Consider the following 23,475-nt stretch of genomic DNA (forward strand, 5'->3'; position numbering starts at 1 on the left):
GAGGATCACCATGGCACACCGCCTTTCCCGCGCGGCCGTACGCACCCTTGCGATGGCCGCCGTCACCTCCCTCGCCCTCGTCCCCGCCGCCGGCGCCCGCGCCGCGACCGGTGACACCGTCGAGCTGACCATGCTCGCCACGACCGACACCCACGGCAACGTCCGCAACTGGGACTACTTCAAGAACGCGCCCTACAGCGACAAGCAGGGCGGCGCGATCGGCCTCGCCCAGGCCGGCGGCCACATCGAGAAGGTCCGCGCCGAGCGCGGCGCCGAGTCGGTGTTCGTCGTCGACAACGGCGACATCCTGCAGGGCACGCCGCTCGACTACTGGGCCGCGAAGGTGAAGCCGTTCACGACCAACGGCACCACCCACCCGATGGCCGGGGCGTTCAACGCGCTGAAATACGACGCACAGTCGATCGGCAACCACGAGTTCAACTACGGCCTCGACCTGCTGAACGCCTACAAGGGTCAGCTGAACTTCCCGCTGCTCGCCGCCAACGTGGTCGACGCGACGACCGGCAAGCCGGTCCATCAGGGCACGACCATCATCGAGCGCACTCCCAAGGGCGCCGACTCGCCCGTCAAGATCGGCGTCCTCGGCCTCACCACGCCCGGGTCGATGATCTGGGACAAGGGCAACCTCGACGGCAAGGTCAAGATCAACGACATGACCGAGACCGCGAAGGTCGAGGTGCCGAAGCTCAAGGCGGCGGGCGCCGACATCATCGTCGTGCTGTCCCACGCCGGCATCGGCCAGTCGTCGTACGCCCCCGCCGAGGGCCTCGGCCCGGAGAACCCGGTCGAGCAGATCGCCCAGGTGCCCGGCATCGACGCCATGGTCATCGGCCACACCCACCAGGACATCCCCGAGAAGCGCATCACCAACACCACGACCGGCAAAGAGGTCGTCATCACCCAGCCCTACCGCTGGGCAGGGTCGGTGTCCGACATGGTGTTCAAGCTGACCGACAACGGCCCGGGCTGGACGCTGGGCTCGATCCGCACGGCGAAGCTCGCCTCGCAGAACGCGCCGGAGTCGCAGGCCGTCCTCACCGCGACGGACGCGGCCCACAAGGCCACCGTGGCGTACGTGAACCAGGTCGTCGCCCGCTCCACCGAGGAGCTGCCCGCCGCGAAGTCGCGCTATGAGGACACCGCGATCCTCGACTACATCCAGATGGTGCAGACCAACACCGTCACGAAGGCGCTCGCGGGCGGCCAGTACGCCGGCCTGCCTGTCCTCTCGATCGCCGCGCCGTTCAGCCGCGAGGCCGTCTTCCCGAAGGGCGACGTGACCGTACGCGACATCGCGGGCCTCTACATCTACGACAACACGCTCGAGGCCGTGGTGATGACGGGATCGCAGGTGCGCGACTACCTGGAGTTCTCGGCGAAATATTTCGGTCAGGTGGCCCCGGGCGGAAAGTTCGACCCGGAGAAGGACACGTCGGTGACCTACAACGGTCAGCAGGTGTGGGACTACAACTACGACGTGTCCTCCGGCATCAAGTACGACATCAACGTCTCCAAGCCGGTGGGCCAGCGCATCGAGAACCTGACGATGCCCGACGGGTCGCCCGTCGCGGGTGACGCGAAGTTCGTGGTGGCCGTGAACAACTACCGCCGCTCCGGCGGTGGCGCCTTCCCGCACATCGCGAAGGCGCCGGTCGTCTACAACGCCCAGCTGGAGATCCGCCAGGCCCTGATCGACCACGCCGCGGCGAAGAAGGTCATCGACCCGGCCGACTTCTACGCCTTCAACTGGAAGCTGACCGGGACGGGCCTCGCGACGCCGACGCCCACGCCGACCCCGTCGGCCTCGGCCAGCCCGACCGCCGCACCGTCGGCGAGCCCGACGGCGTCGCCGGCGCCGACCGCGGCGCCCACTGCGGCTCCGAGCGCGGCCCCGACGGTGGCCCCGTCGGCGAAGCCCGCCCCGAAGCCGACCCCGACCGGACCGCTGGCCGACACCGGTGGCCCCGCGCTCGCGGTGCTGTTGACGGGCCTGCTGTCGGTGGCCGGCGGAGGCTGGCTGCTGCGTCGTCGCCGCTGACCATCATGCGCTCCGAGCGAGCGCGAGCGAGACCAGGAGCGCCCCCGCGGTTCACCTCGAACCGTGGGGCCGCTGTCGTGCTATCGGGCTATGGACAATGTGTCCGGATCGGCGCTCCCGAAGCCCTTTTGAGCCTTCTGAACGCCGATCTCTGCACATCGTCCAGAAGAGGGATTCGACTCGGCCGCGGGCGGCCTCGCTCAGCCAGCGTGGGGGCTTCGACTCGGCCGCGGGCGGCCTCGCTCAGCCAGCGTGACCACGAGGGTTCTTGGGACTCGCGCGCCCGGTGTCTGGAGGACCGATGAGCAACGCGGCCCCCGCAACCAGACCGGAACCGATCTGGTCACGAGGGCCGCGTTGCGAAGAGCGTCCGAAGGCACCGGATTGTGCGTGCGAGGCCGATCACGTCGCGGAGCGACGCCATCAGGTCAGGCCCCCGCCCCCTCCTGCTTCACGTTCGCGACGGCCGTCGGGTCGTCGATCCTGTATTTCGCGAAGGCCTCCGCCGGGGCGTCCTTGCGGTATTTCCCGTCGCGGGCCAGCGCGTCCAGCGTCGCGACCACGATGGATTCGGCGTCAGTGCGGAAGAAGCGACGGGCGGCCGCGCGGGTGTCGGCGAAGCCGAACCCGTCGGTGCCGAGCGAACGCCACGTCTGCTTGACGTAGGGCCTGATCTGGTCCTGCACCGCGCGCTGGTAGTCGCTGACCGCGATGACCGGGCCCTCGGCGCCCTCGAGACGCTGGGTGATGAAGGGCACCTTGTTCTCGGCCTCGGGGTGGAGGAAGTTGTCGTCCTCCACGTGGAGCGCCTCGCGCGCCAGCTCGTTCCACGACGTCACCGACCACACGTCGGCGTCAACGTGCCACTCGTCGGCGAGCAGCTGCTGCGCCTTGAGCGCGGCCGGAACCGAGATGCCGGACGCCAGGATCTGGGCCTTTGCGTTGCCCTTGTCGGCGGCAGGGCGGAACAGGTGGATGCCCTTGAGCAGGCCCTCGACGTCGAGGTCATCGGGCGCGCCGGGCTGTTCGGTCGGCTCGTTGTAGACCGTCAGGTAATACATGACGTCCTCGCCGTGCGGGTGGTCCTCGCTCGAGCCATACATGCGGCGCAGACCGTCCTGCACGATGTGGGCCACCTCGAACGCGAACGCGGGATCGTAGTGGACCACGGCCGGATTCGTCGCCGCAAGCAGCGGGGAGTGGCCGTCGGCGTGCTGCAGCCCCTCGCCGGTCAGCGTGGTGCGGCCGGCGGTCGCGCCGATGAGGAAGCCGCGCGTCATCTGGTCGGCGGCCGCCCAGATGAAGTCGCCGACGCGCTGGAAGCCGAACATCGAATAGAAGAGATAGACCGGGATCATCGGCTCGCCGTGGGTCGCGTACGCCGTGCCGGCCGCCGTGAACGACGACAGGGCGCCGGCCTCGGAGATGCCTTCGTGGAGCAGCTGGCCCTGGGCCGACTCCTTCCACGACAGCAGCAGCTTGCGGTCGACCGACTCGTAGTTCTGGCCCGCCGGGTTGTAGATCTTGGCGGTCGGGAACATCGAGTCCATGCCGAACGTGCGGAACTCGTCGGGCGCGATCGGCACGATGCGCTGGCCGATGCCCTTGTCGCGCATCAGGTCGCGGAGCAGGCGGACGAACGCCTGCGTGGTCGCCACCTTCGGCACCTTGTCGCCGTCCGGCTTGGCGAGCAGGGGCGCGTACACCTTGTCGGCCGGCAGTTCGAGCTTGCGCGGGTTCACGCGGCGGATGGGCGCGTACCCACCCAGCTTCATGCGCCGGTCGATCATGTATTTGATGACGTCGGAGTCCTCGCCCGGGTGGTAGTAGGGCGGGTTGTACGCGTCCTCGAGCTGCTCGTCGGGGATCGGGATCTTGATGCGGTCGCGGAAGGCCTTGAGGTCGGCCGTCGTGAGCTTCTTCATCTGGTGGGTGGCGTTCTTGGCCTCGAGGGCCTCGATCGTCCAGCCCTTGACCGTCTGGGCGAGGATCACCGTGGGCTGGCCGACGTGGTTGAACGCCGACTGGAACGCCGCGAAGACCTTGCGGTAGTCGTGACCGCCACGCGACAGGCCCTCGATCTCGTCGTCGGACATGTTCTCGACCATGCGCGCGAGGCGCGGGTCGTCGAAGAAGTGCTCGCGGATGTAGCCGCCCGACTCCGAGGTGTAGGTCTGGTATTGACCGTCGGGGGTCGTGTTCATCTTGTTGACCAGAGCGCCGTCGACGTCCTTGGCCAGCAGCGGATCCCAGTCGCGACCCCACAGCACCTTGATGACGTTCCAGCCGGCGCCGAGGAAGATCGACTCGAGCTCCTGGACGATCTTTCCGTTGCCACGGACGGGGCCGTCGAGCTGCTGCAGGTTGCAGTTGATGACGAACGTGAGGTTGTCGAGGCCCTCGCGAGCGGCGACGTTGATGGCGCCGAGCGACTCGGGCTCGCCCATCTCGCCGTCACCGAGGAAGGCCCAGACGTGCTGCTGGGAGGTGTCCTTGATGCCGCGGTTGTGGAGGTAGCGGTTGAAGCGCGCCTGATAGATCGCGGTCATCGCGCCGATGCCCATCGACACCGTCGGGTGCTCCCAGAACTCCGGCATCGAGCGGGGGTGGGGGTAGGACGACAGGCCCTTCCCCTCGCCGCGCGAGTGCTCCTGGCGGAAGCCGTCGAGCTGGTCGGCCGTCAGGCGGCCGAGCAGGAACGAGCGCGCGTAGATGCCGGGCGCGGCGTGACCCTGCACGAAGACGTGGTCACCGCCGCCGGGATGGTCCTTCCCGCGGAAGAAGTGGTTGTAGCCGACCTCGTAGAGCGAGGCGGCGGACTGGTAGGTCGCGATGTGGCCGCCGACCTCCAGGCCCTTGCGGTTGGCCTTGGACACCATGATCGCGGCGTTCCAGCGGATCGCGCGGCGGATCTGGCGTTCGAGGTCCTCGTCGCCGGGGAAGTAGGGCTCGTCCTCGGGGGCGATCGTGTTGATGTAGTCGCTGCTGCGCAGCGCGGGCAGCCCCACCTGGCGCTGCCGGGCGCGGTCGAGCATCTTCAACATCATGAAGCGCGCGCGGTTCTGTCCCGACGCATCGAGCAGGCCGTCGAAGGATTCGAGCCACTCCTGCGTCTCGTCGGGATCGATGTCGGGGAGCTGGAAGGCCGTGCCTTCAGCGGTGATCGCGGGACGCTCTCCTGGCCTGGCCATGCAGGACTCCTTAGTGGTGCTTCGACTGCGTGCTATCTCATCCATCTTTGCACTTCCAAGTGGTCGGTTCCACAGCGGGGCAAACGGTGGCCGGCATGCCCGGGGTACCACGTTCGGCTCGTGTCTGGCACGATTTGGAAGGAAGGCCGTGCGCGGCGTCGACTTGGCCGCGCACGACACCGACAGGGATTGTGAGGAACACGGGTGGGCACCAACGCAGGACCGGAGGGCGTCACGTCCGCCGCGGCGGAGAAACTGGGCCTGAAGCAGGGCATGGTCGTCCAGGAGCTGGGCTGGGACGACGATGTCGACGACGACCTGCGCGTCGACATCGAGGACGCCATCGACGGCGAGCTGGTCGAGGAGGCCATGGAGGCCGTCGACGCGGTGCTGCTCTGGTGGCGCGACGAGGACGGCGACCTGGTCGACGGTCTCGTCGACGCGCTGACCGACCTCACGTCGGGCGGCTTCATCTGGCTGTTCACCCCCAAGGTCGGCCGCGAGGGTCACGTCGACCCGGCCGACATCGCCGAGGCCGCCGTCGCTGCCGGCTTCTCCCAGACGAGCACGACATCGGTGTCGCGCGAGTGGGCCGCCACGAAGCTCGTGCGCCCCAAGGGCGGCCGCAAGTGACGCCGACGGACGTGGGGTCCGTGATCGAGCCGTTCGAGGGCACCAACCAGTACGGCCAACAGACCGCCATTCCGGGCGACTCCTGGTGGCTCCTGTTCTTCTATCCGTACGCGTTCACCGGCATCTGCAGCTCCGAGCTGCGGGCCCTGCGTGACCTGCGCCCCCAGTTCGAGGAACTCGGCTGCCGCATCGCGGCCATCTCGTGCGACGCGATGTTCTCGCTGCGCGTGTTCGCCGACACCGAGTCCTTCGGCTGCAACCTCATCACCGACCACTGGCCGCACGGCGAGATCGCCCGCCGGTTCGGCGTGTTCGACGAGCAGACAGGCGCTGCCGTACGCGGGTCCTTCCTCATCGACCCGAGCGGCACGGTGCGGTGGACGACGGTCAACAATGTGGGGACGGGCCGCGACATCCCCGACCACCTCGACCAGATGAAGCGGCTGCGGGGCGAAGACGGGGACCGTTGGGAGGACTAGGGTCGCCGAACCAATCACTGCAGCACCCACCACGGCACGTGGGAGGACAGTCAGATGAGCGGGAAGAACGTCTGGTTCATCACCGGGGCGAGCCGCGGGCTCGGCATCCACATCGCGCAGGCCGCGCTCGCAGCCGGCCACGAGGTGGTCGCCACGGGTCGTGACGCCGACCGGGTGCTGGCTGCGGTGGGCGACCACGAACGGCTGCTCACGGTGGCGCTGGACATCACCGATCCGGCCGCGTGCGGCGCCGCCACCCGTGCGGCGGCGGACCGGTTCGGCCGCATCGACGTCCTGGTCAACAACGCCGGCAACTTCTATGCCGGATTCTTCGAGAACATCAGCCCCGAGCAGTTCCGGGCCCAGATGGAGACCAACTTCTTCGGGCCGCTCAACGTCACCCGGGGCGTGCTGCCGACCATGCGCGCCCAGCGCGCGGGGCAGGTCATCACGATCTCGTCGATGGCCGGCCTGATCGGGCAGGAGTTCTGCGCGGCGTACGCGTCCTCCAAGTTCGCCCTCGAGGGATGGATGGAGTCGCTGCGCTTCGACGTGGAGCCCTACGGCATCGCGACGATGCTGGTCGAGCCGGGTTTCTTCCGCACCGAGTTGCTCGTCGAGGGAGCGTCGACCATCTGGCCCGAGCTGAAGGTCGACGACTATGACGAGCGCACTGCGCAGACGATCGAGGCCTGGTCGGCGATGAACGGCCAGCAGGGTGGAGATCCGGCCAAGCTGGGCCGGGCGCTGGTGACGCTGTCCGACTCGGGGGACATGCCGCTGCGCTTCGTCGCCGGGGCGGACGGCATGGCGAGCGCGGAGGAGAACCTGCGGACCATCCAGGGCCAGATCGACGCACACCGGGAGCTGTCGGCGTCGCTGGACCTCGACGCGTGAGGTGGCTCCGCCAGGGCGGCGACACACGGTGGACCTCCGTAGAGAGTTTGAGAACCCCTGCCCACACCTGAAAACCCTGTCTTTGCGCAGGTCACGAGGCTTCTACGACCACGACCATCGCTCCTCGGAGCCTACCGTTTCCGACTCCAGGGGTCGAGTGGTGCGATCACTTGGGATGGCTCAAACCCTGCTACGGCCCGAGCAGGTCGACAATCTGGTGGCGCAGTACCGCGAGGGCGCGACGCTCGTGGAGTTGGCATCCGTGTTCGGAGTGAACCGCCGCACGGTCGCCACCCACCTCACCCGTCGGGAGGTCACCATCCGCCGCGGTCGGTTCGATCCGTCCCGCATCCACGAAGCAGCCGACCTCTACCTCAGCGGGTTGACGCTGGTAGAGGTCGGCATGAAGGTCGGGGCGGGGCCTCAGGCGGTCCGGCAAGCGCTCGCATCGCACGGTGTCGTGATCCGACCTGGTGGCCGCCGTTCTCGGATCAAAGCAGCCGCTGCCGTGGGCAGTTGAGCCTAGACACGAAGATCTGGCTCATGCGTGCTTGCCTCGGCGAGCGAGTCGTGGCGCTGGCGACGACGGATCGCAGCCTCGCGCAGGCGCGCGCGGATGAGCAGAACGACGCTCACGGGTCCCATGACGATGAACTTCAGTGCGTTCCAGCAGGCCCACAGCACGATGAGGTGGAGCCAACCGGGGCCACCGTCGGCTGCCGAGCCAGAGCACACGCTGGCGATCAGGATGTACGGAAGCGGACCAGCATCGCGGGCATCCCCCACTTGAGTCCGCGACGGGTGCGGACAGCAGCGAGCAGCCGGTTGCTCGGCATGTAGCGGTGCAGATAGTCGCGAGTGCGAACGCTGAGCGTCCAGATAAGGCGGAACATGACGGCCTCTTGTCACACGTGTTACTCCGTCGAGGAGGCAGAACGTGTGTGAGTGCCCGAAGGCCGTCCCGGAGGACCCGCAATATGAGGAGAACCTGCCTCATCATCCACTGTACGCCGGGGTCGGCGTTCACGGAACCCTTGGGCTCCCGCGTCGCCGCGCGCACCTCTCTGTAGGAGTGAGAGGACCCGACGATGACGAACCTGAGCCACGTAGTCCAGGACGAGCGCACAGCACGGATGCTGCTGTCGATGACCGTCGAACCAGAGGACGCCGTGACAGGCCGTCTCCTGGGCGAGCTGGGGGCGTTTGAGCTGCTTCGGCTTGCTGAGCGTGATGACGCGGTGCCGGGCCTCAGTGCTGTTGACGCTCAGGTGTGGCGCGCCCAGTTCGAGCGCTCAGACGCTCGGACACTTGGGCAGCGCATCGTCGACGCCGAGCGCGCTGGCATCGGCACCCTGATCCCCGGCGACGGGGAGTGGCCATCCGCACTCGACGATCTTGGCGACCGGCGGCCATACGTCCTGTGGACTCGTGGCACGACATCTTTCCTCGCGCGACCACTCGATGATCTCGTCACGATCACCGCGGCGAGGGCCGCGACTTCATACGGCGAGCACGTCGCCGCGGAACTGGCCTCCGATCTCGCCAACGCGGAGCGGATAGTCGTGGCCGGCGGCGCGTACGGCATCGAAGGGGCTGCCCATCGAGCGGCGCTGGCATCCGACGGCGACACGATTGCAGTCGTGGCGAACGGCGTTGATCGCCCCTACCCAATCGGTCACCGTGAACTTCTTGAGCGGGTGGCTGACCTCGGCCTCCTGGTCAGCGAGGTTCCACCAGGCGCGGTTCCGACGCGCCACCGCTTCATTGCACGGGCGCGGTTGATGGCCGCGCTCTCCACAGCGACTGTCGTTGTCGAGGCCGGAGCTCGCTCAGGATCAATGAAGGTGGCAGAGCGCGCCCAAGAGTTGGGGCGGATTGTTGGCGCGGTACCCGGTCCGGTGACCAGCGCAACAAGCGCAGGGCCGCACCGCCTGCTGCGCGACAAGGACTGCGCCGTCATCACCGATGCTGCTGACCTCTACCGCGCGTTGGAGACCCGCGACGTCGAGCGCGGGAGTTCTGCATCTCTGTTGATGCCTGAACGCACAGTCAGCAGCGCTCGGGAAGTGCGGCAGCTGTAGGCCGCTGTCTCAGATCGCGCTACGAGCGGATGCGATCACGGGCACGCTCGCGCGCGCGGAGTCGCAGTCTGTCGCGAACTTCATCGTGGATCGTGTTTGATGTCTGTTCGGCAGTCTCTGCTGACACGACCAGCGCATATCGGATGGTGTTACCGGCACGGAGTCGTTGGGCATCGTCCATGCACTCGACGTGGATCGGGAAGGCATCGCCATCTACGAAAAACATCGAGCGGGTGCCCTGCACGATCTCGTGTTGAAGGCTGCCTCGCCGCACGGCGTTGTGCTCTGCATCGGTTCGGTCTCCACCCGCCAGGGTCGTGTCCGGCGTGCTGAAGTAGACCTTGGCGCTGCGGTACCGAGTGAGCTGGCCGACCGTTGGAGCCATGAATGCCAGCGTGATGGTGAAGCGGTGCCATTCCGCTTTCGCTCGGAGTGAGGGAGGCAGTGGGAAGCCGTAAGTATGGCGCTCGTTCCGTGCGATTTGACCGCCGGCAACGAGGACCGCTCGGTTGGATGCGGCTTCGCCGAGTCTGCTGAGGTCGAGGCGACCGTAGCCGAGCAGAGCCGTCAGCTGCCGCCGAGCGTCCTGGCCATTGAGACCACGACCGTTGCGCAGGCTGTTCTCCCAGGCGCCCCAGCTGCTTGCATGGGCAAGGAGGGCACGCACGAGCAGCGGGTGGTACTGCGGATCAGGAAGGGGTGCGTCTTCGGGGTCGCGGTTGTCGGACTCAAGGAGGTCAAACAGCCTGCTGGCTTCACGGGTGACGAGCGCGGTCGCGTTACTGGTGCCGTTCGTGAACACCGTGCTGTTGGTAGCACCGCCTCGTCCCGGAGCGGCCACCTGCAAGCCGGGTCCCGTCGCGGCGGTATGAGCCAGGCCGACGGCAACGTCAGTCTGACCGGGCAGGACGATGGGGCGCGTGTAGAGGGCGCGACCTCCGGAGTGATGAAGGTCCGGCTTGACCGACCGATCGACGCCGGGCCCAACAGACCCATAGTGTGCGGGAGCGTCCGGGTGGGTGATGTCCCATACCGTGTCCGGAACCTCGATCTCACCGAGGCCGTCTGAGTGCGTGGCGCCGACGGTGAGGGCGTTCAGGGCGTCGCCAGGCGGAAGGATGCCGCGCAGCAGCGCCGTCTCGAAGCCGTCCCGCATTGCAGCCAGGCGAGCGGCCTCGGTGTCGTGCGCGGCATCGGCGGGGATCGTGAACTCGTCGGTGTGGTTGCCCGCGCTGACGACGAACAGCAGATTGTACGAGTGGGCGAGCCAGTCCAGCAGGCGCCCGACGGGGCTCATTCGGCGCGTGAGTGCTCGCGTCTGCGCGCCAATGGACAGGTTCACAACCCGGACGCTCGGCGCTGCGGCAGGTTGGTTCCCCTCGCCTTTCACAATCCGTCTGATTGCGCGGTGAAGGACGTCGGTGAGCAGACGATTTGGGACTACCTGCTCGTGTCCAGGCATGAACTCGTGGGGCTGCAGGATCGGTCGTATGTAGAGCGGACGATCAAGCGGTGGACCGCCATCAGTGAGGTCGCCGTGAATGATGAGTGACGCCATGGCGGTTCCGTGGTGGCGAGCCGCGACGGGGTAGTTCTCACCGATCTCATCAGGGTCATCGATCGAGAGCCGACCTTGGAGCGCGTCGTGGTTGGTGAACGGCAGCCCGTCGAGCAGCGCGATCCGAGGCTTGCCTTCGATTCTGTCGCTGCGAGCAAGTTGGGTTTGAGCAACTGGCTCAAGAGTCCCTGGCGCAACGCTCATCGGGGTGAAGGGGCTGACGAACATGACATCATCAGTCGTGAGGAGCCGAATGGCCGAAGCTCCGTTGGTCAACACGGACTGGACCTGCTGGATCGGGAGTTCAGCCAGGAGCGCGTGGTACTCGATCTCTCCGATCTGCGAGCGATCCAAGACTCGCCCGGCGCTGGAAGTGATGACTTCCTCGACGTGCGCCTCGGCAGCCGCACGCTGGGCGGCATCACGCCTGTGCCAGAGCTCGACTTCGACGAGGACGGTGCTTACTGACTGACCGACCATGCTGAGAGTCTCTTCCCAGCGCTCTCGTAGACCAGTCTCACGGATGCGGTCCTCAGCGCCCCACCGACGTATCGCTGTCAGTTGCTGGAAGGCCGTCTTGAACTTGCCGAGCCCGTGCTCGAACGACGCGGACGGGTCGGCCTGCCATTGAGCGAAGAGCCGGAGTAGTTCGTCGATCGCTTTGGTGTTGGACATGACCAGGTACAGCGAGTGCGTGACGCGCTTGTCGGTCCGTCCAGCTTCACACTCCCTCATGTGGAAATCGTCGTCGGGGTCAGATTGATCCCCGAGAAGCTCAGACAGAAACTCCAGGCCATCGATCCGGTTGATCGCGTTGCGGAAGTCCTTGACGCTTCCCGCCAGATCAAACACGACCACGAGTGCGGGGTCGATCTCCTCTGGGGTGTCTGCGCTCAGACGGGCACGTTCGGCTTCGAAAGCCGCGGCCAAGTCCTTGAACTGAGGAGTCAGGCGTTCACCTTGTCGCCCAGCGCCCGGCCTTGACAGACGTGGAAGATCACGCGGGGTCTGAGTTGGCCGCGCTACAACCTCCGCCGGCCCGAACGCAAGGAGCGGTCTACGCTCAACTGTCACCCTGCCGCCTGACCTCGGCGGTGTTCAAGCCGTTCTTGCACGATCCGGCGGATGTTGTCATCCGGAAGTTCCAGTACCGCACGGCGGCGCACATCAAGTGCGAACTCTTCCAACTCGGCGAAGCTCGCGCCGGCCAACTTGTCAGCGAGGGTCCGAGGAGCGAAACCGAGGTCGCCTCCGAGGCGCTCAGCGAGACGTTCGAGGAATCTCGTCGCCTGTGCGCGGCTAGGCGCTCCCAACTCCGTCCGAATCTGGAACCGTCTCCATGCCGCCCGATCCAGCAGCTCGCCGTGGTTCGTTGCGCCAACGAGGATCACGTGGGGTGGCAGTCTGTCGATTTGGAGCAGCAGCGTCGACACCACTCGCTTGATCTCGCCGGTCTCATGCTCGTCCGCTCGCTCTTTGGCGATGGTGTCCAGTTCGTCGAAGAACAGCACGCAACGGCGAGTCCGCGCGAACTCAAAGGCGTTGTCAAGCCGTGCGGCCGTTTCGCCGAGGAAACTCGACATCACACCTTCGTAGCGGATCACGTAGAAGGGAAGCATCAGTTCTGCCGCGATCGCTTCGGCCACACTCGTCTTCCCGTTTCCAGGCGGGCCGGACAGCAGAAGGCGGTTGCGCGGCTCAATACCGTAACTACGCAGAAGTTCCGCGCGCTTCTGCTCCTCGATCAGTTCGGTAACGACTCGCTGCGGGACCGGTGCAAGTTCGAGTTCATGTAGCCGACGGTTCGGTACGACCTCATGCACGAGATCGCGGATCGCCGCTGCTCGGTCGTCACGGACGGGTCCCTGCCCCGTCGTCGTGATGAGTTGCGAGAGCCGATCAGCGAGAAGATGATGCTGGTTGGCGCGCTCTTCGGCGATGACCGACTCAACCAGCACCTTGAAGCGTTCCCGATCACCGCGGCGTTCGGCCTCGACGAGGTCTAGGAGTAGATCAGCGCGCGCCATCGTCCCGCCTCCTTCAGCCGTGTCGTCATGTGGGTTCAAGTCTACTGGCGTGTGGCTCCGAGGCTACTTGGCCGCGCCGACATTCGACCGTCCGCACCCTGGAGCCGCCACTGGCCCTACAGCGCCCGCGACGGACCGCCTCTTGACGGGCTCCGAACCACATGAGCATCATCCAGGGCTTCAGCGGCCACTCGCGCTTGGTCGAGCGCGGCGCGCGCCCTTGCGGCGTCGATCTTCTGTGCGGCCGACTCGGGCGGGGCTCCGAGCGGTGCGTCGTCGGTGATGCGGTAGCGGTCTCGGTAGGCGGCGACTACGCGGGCGGCCTCGCGCCAGGTCGCCGCTCGTCGTCGGTCGTTCGGCTGCGCTCCAAGGGCCTTCGTCCACGGCACGCTCTCGGTCAGCGCGCCGTCGAGTACGGCGTCGGCGCGTGCCTCGATCAGCTCCTCTCGCTCGTCGAGCGCTGCTCGCATCTCGACGTCGATGACTCCATGCGCCTGTGCAAGGAGGCCGGCGATGAGTCGCGGTGGCTTGCGAGTCCTGCCGGAGCCTGCGGGACGCGCTGTCGCACGCTCCACCCGGTAATGAAGGACGGCGGCGATGTCGTCGGCGTCGCTGAACCCGCGCGCGGCGACGAGGCGGGGCAGGAGCGTATCGACGTTGTGGTGGTTGGCTTCGGCGCGGCGCAGTTCGGCCGTAAGCGGGCCAAACGCCTCGGACTCGATGGCGCTCTCGGCCTGGTCCTCGGTGAGCCCGGAGCCCCGGACGAGGGTGGCCCAGCGGTCGTGTTGAGCTGCGGCGGCGATGGTCTCGTACTCGGCGGCGAGTTGAGCGATGGAGCCCCACTGTTCCTGTTCGGCCACGATGGTCTCGTGCTCCGAGAGTTCGCCCCCGCTGTGCTGCAGAACGCCGTACAACACGCTTCGCGCCGTAGCATGCGGATCGTCGCCGGGGTACGGCTGCGCATGGTCGTCTGCGCGGTCGAGAGCCACGTAGGCGTGGTTCGAGTGCCGTCCTCGGGTCATCGCGACGTAGAAGGTCTCTCTGGTCGAGGTCGGTTCGACCAGTACGTGCGCAGTGTCGGTCGTGACGCCTTGGGCGCGGTAGGCGGTGACTGCGTAGCCGAGGTCGAGGTGCTGGGCGACGTAGTCGGCGGGGAGCACGATCGACTCGCCACGGCCTGGGCCGGCGGGGCGCACGGTCACTGATCCGTCGGGGCGCACTTTCGTGATCGTCCACCTGTTCCCGTTCTGCACCCACGAGAACCGGGTGCGCAGCTTCCGCTCGTTCTTCCGCGTGATCACCGTGTCACCCACAGCCGCTTGCACGCCGCCGTTCAGCGTGACTTCGCCTCGGAGCGGGTTCACGACATCGGCGAGGATGAGCTCGGTACGGGCGCGCAGGTTCAGCGCTGCAACCGCTTCGCCGGAGTCCGAGACCAGGATCGACTCGATCCCGGCTTCACGGTCCGCCCTCCACGCCTCGTAGGCGCGGGCGGTCATGTCGTCGGTGGTGCCGCCGATGATCCGGTCGGCGTCCTGGTAGACATCGATCACGTCGGGTTCTCCGAGGCGGAGGCGTAGCGATGCGGTCTTCTCCCATTCGTGCGTGAAGCGGTGGATCGTGGAAAGCTCCGGGGTGTCAGGGCGGTCGCCGGCGAGGAGCCCGAACGCACCTGCCGCTGCCGGGGATTGGAGCTGCCCGTAGTCGCCGACGAGCAGAATCTTCGCGCCGGCTTTCGCCGCAGCCCCGGTGATGCGGTCGAGTGAGAGGGTGCCGGCGAGGCTCGCCTCGTCCACGATCACGAGCTGACCCGTCTGGAAGGTGCTGCCGGTCATGATGTGTAGCGTCCACCACCGTGCAGTGTTCTCGGTCTTGATCCCGAGATCTCCGGCGAGCACTTCCGCAGCGACCGCTGACGGGGCGAGTCCGACCACGGAGCCGGTGCCGTGCTGCTGTTCCCAGGCGGTGCGGAGCGCGAGCATCGCGGTCGTCTTCCCGGTGCCGGCCGGGCCGACGAGGAGATCGAGCTGACGGCCTGAGACCGCGATCCGTGTGAGCGCGTCGGCCTGGTCAGAGCCGAGCATCCGCCCCTCCCTGTCCGGGCGTCTCGTGACCTTCTCGATGAGGGCGAGCGGGAGCTCGGGGCCGGTCAGGGTTCGGGAGCGTTCGAGGAGCCGCTTCTCCGCATCGAGCAGCGCCTCGGAGGAATACAGGATGCCGTGGCGGGGGCGGAACGCGCTCGACCCATCCGGACGCTGGAACCGGGCCGGCGTCGACGCGAGTTCCGGCGGAGTCAGTCGCAGCGAGGCGTGTTCGGCGGCATCGACGACCATCCCGCTGACGGCCTCGCGATCCCGTGTTGTCGCGAAGCGATACTCCATCGTCTGCCGTGCGGCCTCGGCGGTCCGGTTCCAGCGGTGCCAGGTCGACCGCTTCTCACCAACGGCCTCCATCACGGCGCGGCCGATCTTCTCGATCTCATCCAAGGGAAGGTCGTCGGCGCGCAGCACCCGTGCGGGTGCTGCCGGGATCGCCTCTCGCACCCATTCCGACGCGTCCCGCCCCAGCAGTGCTGTGGCGCGCTTGCGCCACTCGGTCGTGAGGTCGGCAAGGGATCGCACCTGCTTCTCGGGCCTGGTGGACAGCGTGGCTTGAGCACGGAGCTTGATGATCGCCGCGGCCGAGGGCTGCCGCCCATGCTTCTCGACGTATTCCGCGATGAGGCGATCTTTCTCGGCGTCGATCTGGCGGGCGCGGGTGGAGAACTCGAGCACGAGCTCTTCCGGCACCGTCGAGATCGCCCAGGCGGGGTTGCGGTCGCGGCCGCGATCCCGCGCCTCCCACTCCACTCCGAGCAGTCGGGTGAGGTGGTCGGCGATGATCGCCTCGTGCAGTTCGGAGAGCGCGACGGTCGCGGCGTGCATCGGCCGCCCATCCAAAGACCGCCACCGCCCGTCCAGCGTGGTCTTCACTTTGTTCGACACGACGACGTGCGTGTGAAGGTGAGGGTCGGAACTACGGGAGTCGTAGTGGTCATAGGCGGTCGCGGCGAGACCGAAGGTATCGACCTGCGCGACCGCTCCACCGTCGGCGCCGGTCATGCCAACACGGGTCGCGGCGACTTCTCGTTCCATGAAGTCGATCACCTCGGCGATCGCCGCGTGATGCGCTTCGGCGATGAGCGCCTGGGTTCCGGCGTCAGCGACCGCCCACAGCACCGACGCCGACTTCGGCAGCGAGAACGTGTAATCGTATCCCGCGACGGCCTTCCTCGTTCCGCGTCCGTGTTCTTCGGCCTCGATCTCGGCGATCGCTTCCGCACGCGAGGCCGGGCCGAGATCCGCGTCAAGAGCCTCGACACGCTCGGCGATGCGCTCGGCCGGGGTCTTGTACACCGGGTAGGCGCGGCCGAGCGGGTCGCCTGTCACCGGGTCGCAGCCCATCCCGATGAGGAGCTGGAGCTGCTGCTCCGATACCTCCTCGCCGGGAGTGATGCGACCTTCGCCGAGCTGGGCGAGGCCAGAGCCGAGCCAGCTGCCGGGAGGATTCCCGACCTCGGCATAGTAGCGAGTCAGCGGCGTCGAAAGGCTCCGGTCGCCGTCGCCTGCAACGACGGAGCGCAGCAGATACTTGTAGCCGTCACCGGCGCTCATCACGCGCATCGTAACCGTCACATCCGATAGGTAGGAATCCGAGGCTTGGCTCAAGCCCTGAGCTCCAGACGGCTTCCATCTTGTTGCCGAGAGCACTGGAGGGGAACGGGGTAGATCCGGGAGCAAGGAGGCAAATGCGTTTCGGAGTCATGCGAACCAATATGAACGTTAGGTGTCAGCTGGCGAGTTGCTTTCCAGAGCGCGGGCTCAACGGCAGACTTGGTGGGATGGGACTCCCTGATTCAGTTGCGTCTCGCCCATTCCCGGGTTCATCGGGACGGGTCTTCCTCGTGTTCCTGCGGCTCGGGTTGACGTCGTTTGGCGGGCCGGTCGCTCACCTCGGCTATTTCCGCACCGAGTTCGTCGAGCGGCGAGGATGGCTCAGTGACCGCGCCTACGCGGATCTCGTCGCGCTGTGCCAGTTCCTGCCCGGGCCGGCGTCGAGTCAGGTCGGCATGGCGATCGGCCTGCAGCGCGCCGGTATCCTCGGCATGCTCGCCGCCTGGGCCGGCTTCACGCTCCCCTCAGCCATGCTGCTTTTCGCTTTCGCGCTCGGTATCGGCGCGAGCGGGGATCTCTCGCAGGCGGGCTGGGTACTCGGTTTGAAGGCGGCTGCGGTCGCGGTAGTCGCCCACGCTGTGCTCGCCATGGCAAGATCGCTCACCCCCGATGCTCGTCGCGCGACGATCGCGGTCGCGGTCATGGTGCTCGTGCTGCTCGTGCCGGGCCCGCTCGCGATGCTTGGTGCCATGATCGCCGCGGGCATCGCCGGGTTGCTGTTCCTTGCGCGCACCGCGCACACCGGGGCACCCGCCAGGACTGAGGATCGATTTCCGGTGCGCCTGCACCGGGGCGTCTCGATCGGCTGCCTGATCGCGTTCGCCCTGCTGCTGGTGACCCTCCCGATCCTCGCAACAGCGACAGGAGATGCGGCACTCAGTCTGTTCGACCTCTTCTACCGTGCGGGCTCGTTCGTGTTCGGGGGCGGCCATGTCGTGCTGCCGCTCCTGCAGGCGGAGACGGTGCAGACAGGGCTCGTAGAGCCCGGCGCGTTCCTGGCCGGGTACGGAGCCGCGCAGGCGGTGCCTGGTCCGTTGTTCACGTTCTCCGCTTTCCTTGGCGCGGTCACGACGAGCGGCCCCTCGGGGGCGCTCGGAGCATCGATCGCCCTCGTCGCGATCTTCCTCCCCTCGGCCCTCCTCATCATCGGCGTACTGCCGCTCTGGAATCGGCTGCGCCGAGCCCCGAGGGTGCAGCGAGCGCTGAAGGGCGTGAATGCGGGAGTCGTCGGCCTGCTCGCGGCGGCCCTGTACGATCCGGTGTTCAACGAGGGCGTCGCCGGACCGCACTCTCTCGTAATCGTCGCAGTGGCATTCGTCGCACTGACCGCGTGGAAGGCTCCCGCCTGGGCGGTGGTGCTGGGAGCTGCTGGGCTGGGGGCGCTGCTGCTCTGAACCACGCCCTCGGCCGAGACCGAAGCAGGCTGAGGCAAGGCCCGCCTGCGATGCGCCGACGCCCGCGATCTGCGAAGCTTGCAGCGTGAGACGAGTTTCTGCCGCAGCCAAGGCGTATCCGCTGGTGTTCGCGACCCTGCTGATCGCGATGGTCGGCCTGATCCTGCTCACCACCCCTGCCCGAGAAACCGCCCCGTGGCTCGTCGGCGCGTATGCGCTGGCGATCGCAGCGTGGGAGGCGGTCGGCATGATCCGCCAGCTCCTCAAAGGCCACGCCGGGCTCGACATCCTCGCGGTCACCGCGATCACTGCGGCTGTGCTCGTCGGTGAGCCGTGGGCCGCGCTCGTGGTCGTGCTCATGCTCACCGGCGGCGCGGCCCTCGAAGACTACGCTGAGAACCGCTCCAAGCGCGAGCTCACCGCGCTGCTGCGCAAAGCCCCGCAGCAGGCCACCAGGCTGCTGCGCGACGAGGCCGCCCCGGCGGGCCGCTCAACCCTCGAGGCGGTCGCCGAGGACGTGCCGGTCGAAGCCGTCGAGGTCGGCGATCTGCTGCTTGTACGGCCCGGCGCGCTCGTACCGGTCGACGCGGTGCTCGTGTCAGAGCATGCTGTGCTCGATGAATCCTCGCTCACGGGTGAGAGCCTGCCGGTCGAGCGCGTGGCGGGCGAGCGCGTCTCCAGCGGAGTGGTGAACGGTGCGAGTGCGGTCACGATGCGGGCTGTCGCGCTCGCCTCAGACAGCGAGTACCAGCAGATCGTGCGTCTGGTCGAGCAGGCCGCGGGCAGCAAGGCGAAAGTGGTGCGGCTCGCCGATCGCTATGCGGTGCCGTTCACGGTACTCTCGCTCGTCATCGCGGGCGTTGCATGGGTGGCCAGCGGGGAGGCGGTCAGATTCGCCGAGGTGCTGGTGGTCGCAACGCCGTGCCCCCTGCTGATCGCCGCACCGGTCGCGTTCCTCGGCGGCATGAGCCGGGCTGCGCGCTTCGGGCTTATCGTGAAGGGCGGCGGCACTCTCGAACAGCTCTCGCGGGTACGCTCCGCGGCGTTCGACAAGACCGGCACCATCACGACCGGGCGGCCCGTGCTCGAACGCATCCTTGCTGAGCCCGGCTTCGACGAGATGAGCGTGCTCCGGTTCGCCGCATCGGCCGAGGTGTACTCGTCCCACGTGCTCGCAGAATCGGTCGTCGCGGCGGCCAAGCAGCACGGATATCCGCTGCTGGAAGTGCTCGGAGCCGAGGAGCTCGGAGCCGAGGAGATCGCCACCAACGGCGTCGCCGCGCAGTTCGCGTCCGACAGCACAAACGGTGCGGTGGCGACGGTACGGGTAGGCAAGCCCTCCTGGCTCCGCGAGTTCGCCCCGACCCTCGCGCTCGCCTCGCTGGAGCCCGGGGAGCTCGCGATCTACGTCGCCGTCGACGACCGCTTCGCGGGCGCGATCGTGATGCGCGACCAGACGCGGGACGAGGCTGCGCAGGCGCTCCACGAGCTGCACGGGCTCGGGATCGAACGCACGCTCATGGTCACCGGCGACGTGGCGACCACTGCCGAGCCGATCGCCGCGAGCCTCGGCATCGACGAGGTGCACGCCGAGTGCCGGCCCTCCGACAAAGTACGCATCGTGAGCACGGTGCAGCCCAGGCCGCTCATCATGGTCGGCGACGGCCTCAACGACGCCCCGGTGCTCGCCGCTGCCGATATCGGTTTCGCGATGGGGGCTCGGGGCGCGACCGCCGCGAGCGAGTCCGCCGACATTGTGAACCGGTACGACACCCTCGCTTCCCTCCCCCTGGCGGTACGCGTGGGAAAGGACACGGTGCGGATCGCTCTCCAGAGCATCTGGCTCGGCATCATCATCAGCGTGGGTCTCATGCTCGTCGCAGCGTTCGGGTTCCTTCCCGCGTTGATCGGGGCCTGGCTCCAAGAAGTCGTCGACCTCGTCGCGATCCTGGGCGCGCTGCGCGCCGTCGGCCCGCGCGCCGAGCGCAAACTCAAGGCGTCGCGAGCCAACGCAGACGGCGCACAGCGCACACCGCTGACAGGCCGAGAGAGCCAGCGAACCCACTGAGAATCACTATGGAGGCACCGAGCCATGGCTAGAAAAACAGCACCCCAAGCCCATCCCGGCGAACCTCACGACCGGGGCACCGGCCAGCGACTCAACTGGCTGCGCGCCGGGGTACTGGGAGCGAACGACGGCATCGTCTCGACCGCTGGCGTCGTGATCGGTGTCGCAGCGGCGACCCCGAACAACGTTCTCGCGATCGCCACGGCAGGAATCGCCGCAGTGGTCGCTGGCGCATTCTCGATGGCCGGAGGCGAGTACGTTTCGGTGAGCACCCAGCGCGATACCGAGAAGGCGCTGATCGCCAAGGAGAAATGGGAAGTCGAGACCATACCTCAGGAAGAACTCGAAGAACTCGCCGGCTTCTACCGTCAGCGTGGGCTCTCGGACGACCTCGCGCATCAGGTCGCGGTCGAGCTCACCGCGAAGGACGCCCTCGCAGCCCATGCAGAGGTTGAACTTGGAATCGACCCCGAAGAGTTCACCAGCCCCTGGGCGGCGGCTGTCTCGTCATTCGTCTCGTTCGCGCTGGGAGCGCTCATCCCGCTCGTAATGATCCTTTTGCCATTCGGCGAGAATCGCGTCTGGATCGCCGCGGTTGCAGTGGTGATCGGCTTGTTCCTCACCGGCTGGATCAGCGCCGCCCTCGGCGGGGCCCCGCGCGGCCGGGCCATCCTCCGGAACGTGGTGATGGGCTCAGCGACGATGATTGCGACTTACCTCATCGGCCTGCTCTTCGGCGTCGCTGTTGGCTGAGCGGAGACGACCGCTGAACCCAGCTGACCGTGAAGGTGGCGTTCACCCATGACTTATGTAATCGCCCAGCCCTGTATAGACGTCAAGGACAAGGCCTGCGTTGAAGAGTGCCCGGTGGACTGCATCTATGAAGGCGAGCGGTCGCTCTACATTCACCCGGACGAGTGTGTGGACTGCGGGGCCTGCGAGCCCGTCTGTCCGGTTGAAGCCATCTATTACGAGGATGACACCCCCGATCAGTGGGCGGAGTACTACAGAGTGAATGTCGAGTTCTTTGACGAACTGGGTTCACCGGGTGGCGCCGTCAAACTCGGCAACACCGGCAGGGATCATCCATTGGTTGCGGCATTGCCCCCGCAAAATAAAGACGCCAGCCTCTAACTGGCGAATCGACATGGAACTGTTCGGACAGGCGCTCGGACTGGGCACGATCGGCCTGGTGGCAGGTGTCCTGGGGGCGGTGATCGCGGCTCTCGCGACGCGTGGCCAGACCTCCACACTCACCAGTTATGTACAACACTTCGCCGCAGGCTTGATCATCGCCGCGGCAACACTGGATCTGCTCCCGGAGGCGCTCCACCTGGGTGGCGGCTGGCCGCTGATCATCGGCTTCGTGCTAGGCACTGCGTTCATGCTGGCGCTGCGCGCGCTCCTCACCCGGTTCGGCCACGGCCATTCCCACGGCGACGAGCACGGGCACGGGCACGGGCACGGGCACGGTGATAGTCAGACCAAGGCGGTCACGGGTGTGAATCTCCGCCTCGTCGTCGCCCTCGCGGTCGTTGTCTTGATCGACGGCGCCATCATCGGCATCGCCTTGTCCGCCGGCGGGGCGGCAGCCCTCTTGATCGCGATCGCGCTGTCGATCGAGCTTCTGTTCGTCGCCGCCTCCACAGCGGGATCCGCGCGCGCGGGCGGCGGCTCCCTCGGCACCGCGATCGGTGTCGGCGCCTTCGTTGCGGTCATGATGCCTATCGGCGCGGTGCTCGGCGCTGTCGTCTTCGCCGGTGTCTCAGCCCCCGTGCTGATCGCAGGCCTCGGCTTTGGTGCCGCCGCCCTGCTTTTCACCGCCGTCGCAGAGCTGTTGGTCGAAGCCTACGAAATCAAAGAGAGCACCGGCACCATCGCGATGGCAGCCGGCGGCTTCCTGCTATTTCTCATCCTCATGATGCTGATGTGACCATGCTTACGCACCCGAGGACGGGGCAAGCCGCATACGGGCCCGGTCGCACGCCACCTTTAGCCAAGCCATGGCGATACCGGTCTATCGAGGTGTGGCTACGCGTTCGAGCCCATCAATGTCGAGAATCGTGACATCACGACGCCCGTGGAGTTCGATGACACCGGAGGCGGAGAGCGCGGCAAGGCGTCGGCTCAGAGTTTCTGGCGTGGTGCCCAGATAGGAGGCGATTTCGTACTTCGCCAACGGCAGCCACACTGTGGGCACGCCGTCTCGGATGCTGCCGGGCAGATCCAGCAAGTAGGCCGCGATGCGGGCACTGACATCGCTGGAGGTGATGGCGGCCAGCAATCGCTCGACGGAGGCGAGCCTGTCGGACAGAGTCCGCAGCATCCGCAGACCGACATCAGGGTAGTCGCGCAGCAGGGCCGAGAGGTCGGTGTGGTCGAAGACGCACATCCGGCTGTCTTCCAGCGCGACGACGAGGTCATTGGGCAGGTGGCCGGTCAGGAAGGCCCGTTCGCCCACGACATCACCGTTGGTCACCGTGCGCAGGATTTGTTCCTGGCCATTGGCCGCCGCATGGCTGACCTTGAGCTGTCCGCTGTGCATCACCAACAGACGCGACACCGACTGTCCTGGCGAATAGACCGTCTCTCCCTTGGCAACATGCACCGGGCGGACGAACTCCGCGACCCGCAACTGCTCCTCGCGGGTGAGTCCTTGGAAGATCGGCACGCGGCTGACGCACAAATCATCCACAGGCATGTGGCAAGTCTACCGGAGTCGGCATCGGCGCCGCGGGACCGGACAGCGGCAGCGGCAGCGGCAGCGGCAGCGACGCCTCGGTAGCAGGCGCGCACCGAACATGATCTATGTCAAGGAGTTCCGGGCGCCGCAAACCTATCGTGAAGGTACCAATAAGGAACACATCACGAAAGGGGTCCACAATGGCCACCTCCACCTCCACCCCCACCACCACTCACACCGTCCTGAGAGCGGAGGGATTCTCCTGCCCGTCGTGCGTGGCGAAGATCGAGAAGCAGGTCGGGCGACTCAAGGGTGTCGAGAACGTGAAGGTCCACTTCGCCTCCGCCCGCATCGAGGTCGACCATGACGCCGAGCGCATCTCCGTGGATGACCTCGTCGCCGCTATCGCCAAAGCCGGCTACAGGGCCGCACCGTCTGCCTTCTGAGGCCAACGGCCCCCGCGGGCCGCCTGCGGACATCCTTCCGACATTCCACGCTGCCGGTCTGCTGGCACGAGACCCAGAAAGGTCGTACCCGAAAGTGAACAGGCTCCAAAAATGGGTCTATGGGAACTGGTCAGTCCCCGTCGTGTCCGGCGTGCTCATCATCATCTCCTTCGCCATCCAGTGGCTGGCCGGGGGTGTCGCCAACCTCACCGTCAGCCCCCAGTGGTGGCTCGACGCCGGGGCCCA

17 protein-coding genes are annotated in these 23,475 nt (G+C 67.0%); 12 read left to right on the forward strand and 5 right to left on the reverse strand.

Annotated features, from left to right (window positions below):
- The first annotated feature begins 10 nt into the window (after window positions 1–10).
- Window positions 11–2,059, forward strand: coding sequence for a bifunctional metallophosphatase/5'-nucleotidase (locus tag ACYVAG_RS05440; RefSeq protein WP_460767596.1), 2,049 nt, complete (start codon window positions 11–13; stop codon window positions 2,057–2,059).
- 428 nt (window positions 2,060–2,487) lie between these two features.
- Here the strand turns inward: ACYVAG_RS05440 and aceE are convergent, their stop codons facing one another.
- Window positions 2,488–5,250, reverse strand: coding sequence for a pyruvate dehydrogenase (acetyl-transferring), homodimeric type (gene aceE, locus ACYVAG_RS05445; protein ID WP_460767599.1), 2,763 nt, complete (start codon window positions 5,248–5,250; stop codon window positions 2,488–2,490).
- A gap of 204 nt (window positions 5,251–5,454) precedes the next feature.
- Between aceE and ACYVAG_RS05450 the strand changes: the two genes are divergently transcribed.
- From ACYVAG_RS05450 to ACYVAG_RS05470, 5 genes are all read left to right on the forward strand, one after another.
- Window positions 5,455–5,883, forward strand: coding sequence for a DUF3052 domain-containing protein (locus ACYVAG_RS05450; RefSeq protein WP_460767602.1), 429 nt, complete (start codon window positions 5,455–5,457; stop codon window positions 5,881–5,883).
- A gap of 20 nt (window positions 5,884–5,903) precedes the next feature.
- A complete protein-coding gene (locus ACYVAG_RS05455; protein WP_460767605.1) occupies window positions 5,904–6,362 on the forward strand; it encodes a redoxin domain-containing protein in 459 nt (152 codons plus the stop codon).
- Between the two features lie 54 nt (window positions 6,363–6,416).
- Window positions 6,417–7,259: an SDR family oxidoreductase gene (locus ACYVAG_RS05460; protein ID WP_460767608.1), complete on the forward strand. Its 843-nt coding sequence runs from the start codon at window positions 6,417–6,419 to the stop codon at window positions 7,257–7,259.
- Window positions 7,260–7,434: 175 nt separating this feature from the next.
- Window positions 7,435–7,779, forward strand: coding sequence for a hypothetical protein (locus ACYVAG_RS05465; RefSeq protein ID WP_235812663.1), 345 nt, complete (start codon window positions 7,435–7,437; stop codon window positions 7,777–7,779).
- 568 nt (window positions 7,780–8,347) lie between these two features.
- Window positions 8,348–9,340, forward strand: a complete 993-nt coding sequence (locus ACYVAG_RS05470) for a DNA-processing protein DprA (protein ID WP_313366568.1) — start codon at window positions 8,348–8,350, stop codon at window positions 9,338–9,340.
- 19 nt (window positions 9,341–9,359) lie between these two features.
- On the opposite strand, the gene ACYVAG_RS05475 is transcribed toward ACYVAG_RS05470, so the two are convergent.
- The 3 genes from ACYVAG_RS05475 to mobF form a co-directional block, all read right to left on the reverse strand.
- Window positions 9,360–11,828 carry a S8 family peptidase gene (locus tag ACYVAG_RS05475; RefSeq protein ID WP_460767612.1) on the reverse strand — a complete coding sequence of 823 codons (2,469 nt, stop codon included), beginning with the start codon at window positions 11,826–11,828 and terminating at the stop codon, window positions 9,360–9,362.
- Between the two features lie 140 nt (window positions 11,829–11,968).
- Window positions 11,969–12,925, reverse strand: a complete 957-nt coding sequence (locus ACYVAG_RS05480; RefSeq protein WP_055344166.1) for an AAA family ATPase — start codon at window positions 12,923–12,925, stop codon at window positions 11,969–11,971.
- A gap of 116 nt (window positions 12,926–13,041) precedes the next feature.
- Window positions 13,042–16,578, reverse strand: coding sequence for a MobF family relaxase (mobF, locus tag ACYVAG_RS05485; protein ID WP_460767617.1), 3,537 nt, complete (start codon window positions 16,576–16,578; stop codon window positions 13,042–13,044).
- A gap of 290 nt (window positions 16,579–16,868) precedes the next feature.
- Between mobF and chrA the strand changes: the two genes are divergently transcribed.
- The 5 genes from chrA (at window position 16,869) to ACYVAG_RS05510 (ending at window position 22,033) form a co-directional block, all read left to right on the forward strand.
- Entirely contained in the window at window positions 16,869–18,032 is a 1,164-nt protein-coding gene (gene chrA / locus ACYVAG_RS05490) for a chromate efflux transporter (RefSeq protein WP_460767620.1), read from the forward strand.
- A 124-nt stretch (window positions 18,033–18,156) separates the two neighbouring features.
- Complete coding sequence (locus ACYVAG_RS05495; RefSeq protein WP_460767623.1) at window positions 18,157–20,100, forward strand: heavy metal translocating P-type ATPase; 1,944 nt, start codon at window positions 18,157–18,159, stop codon at window positions 20,098–20,100.
- Between the two features lie 24 nt (window positions 20,101–20,124).
- Complete coding sequence (locus ACYVAG_RS05500) at window positions 20,125–20,853, forward strand: VIT1/CCC1 transporter family protein (RefSeq protein WP_460767626.1); 729 nt, start codon at window positions 20,125–20,127, stop codon at window positions 20,851–20,853.
- A 48-nt stretch (window positions 20,854–20,901) separates the two neighbouring features.
- Window positions 20,902–21,234, forward strand: a complete 333-nt coding sequence (gene fdxA, locus ACYVAG_RS05505; RefSeq protein ID WP_119076069.1) for a ferredoxin — start codon at window positions 20,902–20,904, stop codon at window positions 21,232–21,234.
- Between the two features lie 13 nt (window positions 21,235–21,247).
- Complete coding sequence (locus ACYVAG_RS05510; RefSeq protein WP_246990419.1) at window positions 21,248–22,033, forward strand: ZIP family metal transporter; 786 nt, start codon at window positions 21,248–21,250, stop codon at window positions 22,031–22,033.
- Window positions 22,034–22,117: 84 nt separating this feature from the next.
- Here ACYVAG_RS05510 and ACYVAG_RS05515 read toward each other — a convergent pair whose 3' ends face one another.
- Complete coding sequence (locus ACYVAG_RS05515) at window positions 22,118–22,801, reverse strand: Crp/Fnr family transcriptional regulator (protein ID WP_246990420.1); 684 nt, start codon at window positions 22,799–22,801, stop codon at window positions 22,118–22,120.
- 182 nt (window positions 22,802–22,983) lie between these two features.
- Here ACYVAG_RS05515 and ACYVAG_RS05520 point away from each other — a divergent pair, with 182 nt between their 5' ends.
- The gene (locus tag ACYVAG_RS05520; protein WP_054682994.1) at window positions 22,984–23,229 is read left to right on the forward strand and encodes a heavy-metal-associated domain-containing protein; all 246 of its coding nucleotides are present in this window, start codon (window positions 22,984–22,986) and stop codon (window positions 23,227–23,229) included.
- Window positions 23,230–23,475 lie beyond the last annotated feature (246 nt).

This window comes from Mariniluteicoccus flavus (genome assembly GCF_054776655.1).

Bases quoted from the DNA above. Each gene is read 5' to 3' on its own strand.
- mobF (WP_460767617.1), bottom strand. From the start codon at position 16,578: ATGAGCGCCGGTGACGGCTACAAGTATCTGCTGCGCTCCGTCGTTGCA.
- fdxA (WP_119076069.1), top strand. From the start codon at position 20,902: ATGACTTATGTAATCGCCCAGCCCTGTATAGACGTCAAGGACAAGGCC.
- ACYVAG_RS05470 (WP_313366568.1), top strand. From the start codon at position 8,348: ATGACGAACCTGAGCCACGTAGTCCAGGACGAGCGCACAGCACGGATG.
- ACYVAG_RS05465 (WP_235812663.1), top strand. From the start codon at position 7,435: ATGGCTCAAACCCTGCTACGGCCCGAGCAGGTCGACAATCTGGTGGCG.
- aceE (WP_460767599.1), bottom strand. From the start codon at position 5,250: ATGGCCAGGCCAGGAGAGCGTCCCGCGATCACCGCTGAAGGCACGGCC.
- ACYVAG_RS05440 (WP_460767596.1), top strand. From the start codon at position 11: ATGGCACACCGCCTTTCCCGCGCGGCCGTACGCACCCTTGCGATGGCC.
- ACYVAG_RS05460 (WP_460767608.1), top strand. From the start codon at position 6,417: ATGAGCGGGAAGAACGTCTGGTTCATCACCGGGGCGAGCCGCGGGCTC.
- ACYVAG_RS05510 (WP_246990419.1), top strand. From the start codon at position 21,248: ATGGAACTGTTCGGACAGGCGCTCGGACTGGGCACGATCGGCCTGGTG.
- ACYVAG_RS05520 (WP_054682994.1), top strand. From the start codon at position 22,984: ATGGCCACCTCCACCTCCACCCCCACCACCACTCACACCGTCCTGAGA.
- ACYVAG_RS05480 (WP_055344166.1), bottom strand. From the start codon at position 12,925: ATGGCGCGCGCTGATCTACTCCTAGACCTCGTCGAGGCCGAACGCCGC.
- ACYVAG_RS05515 (WP_246990420.1), bottom strand. From the start codon at position 22,801: ATGCCTGTGGATGATTTGTGCGTCAGCCGCGTGCCGATCTTCCAAGGA.
- ACYVAG_RS05500 (WP_460767626.1), top strand. From the start codon at position 20,125: ATGGCTAGAAAAACAGCACCCCAAGCCCATCCCGGCGAACCTCACGAC.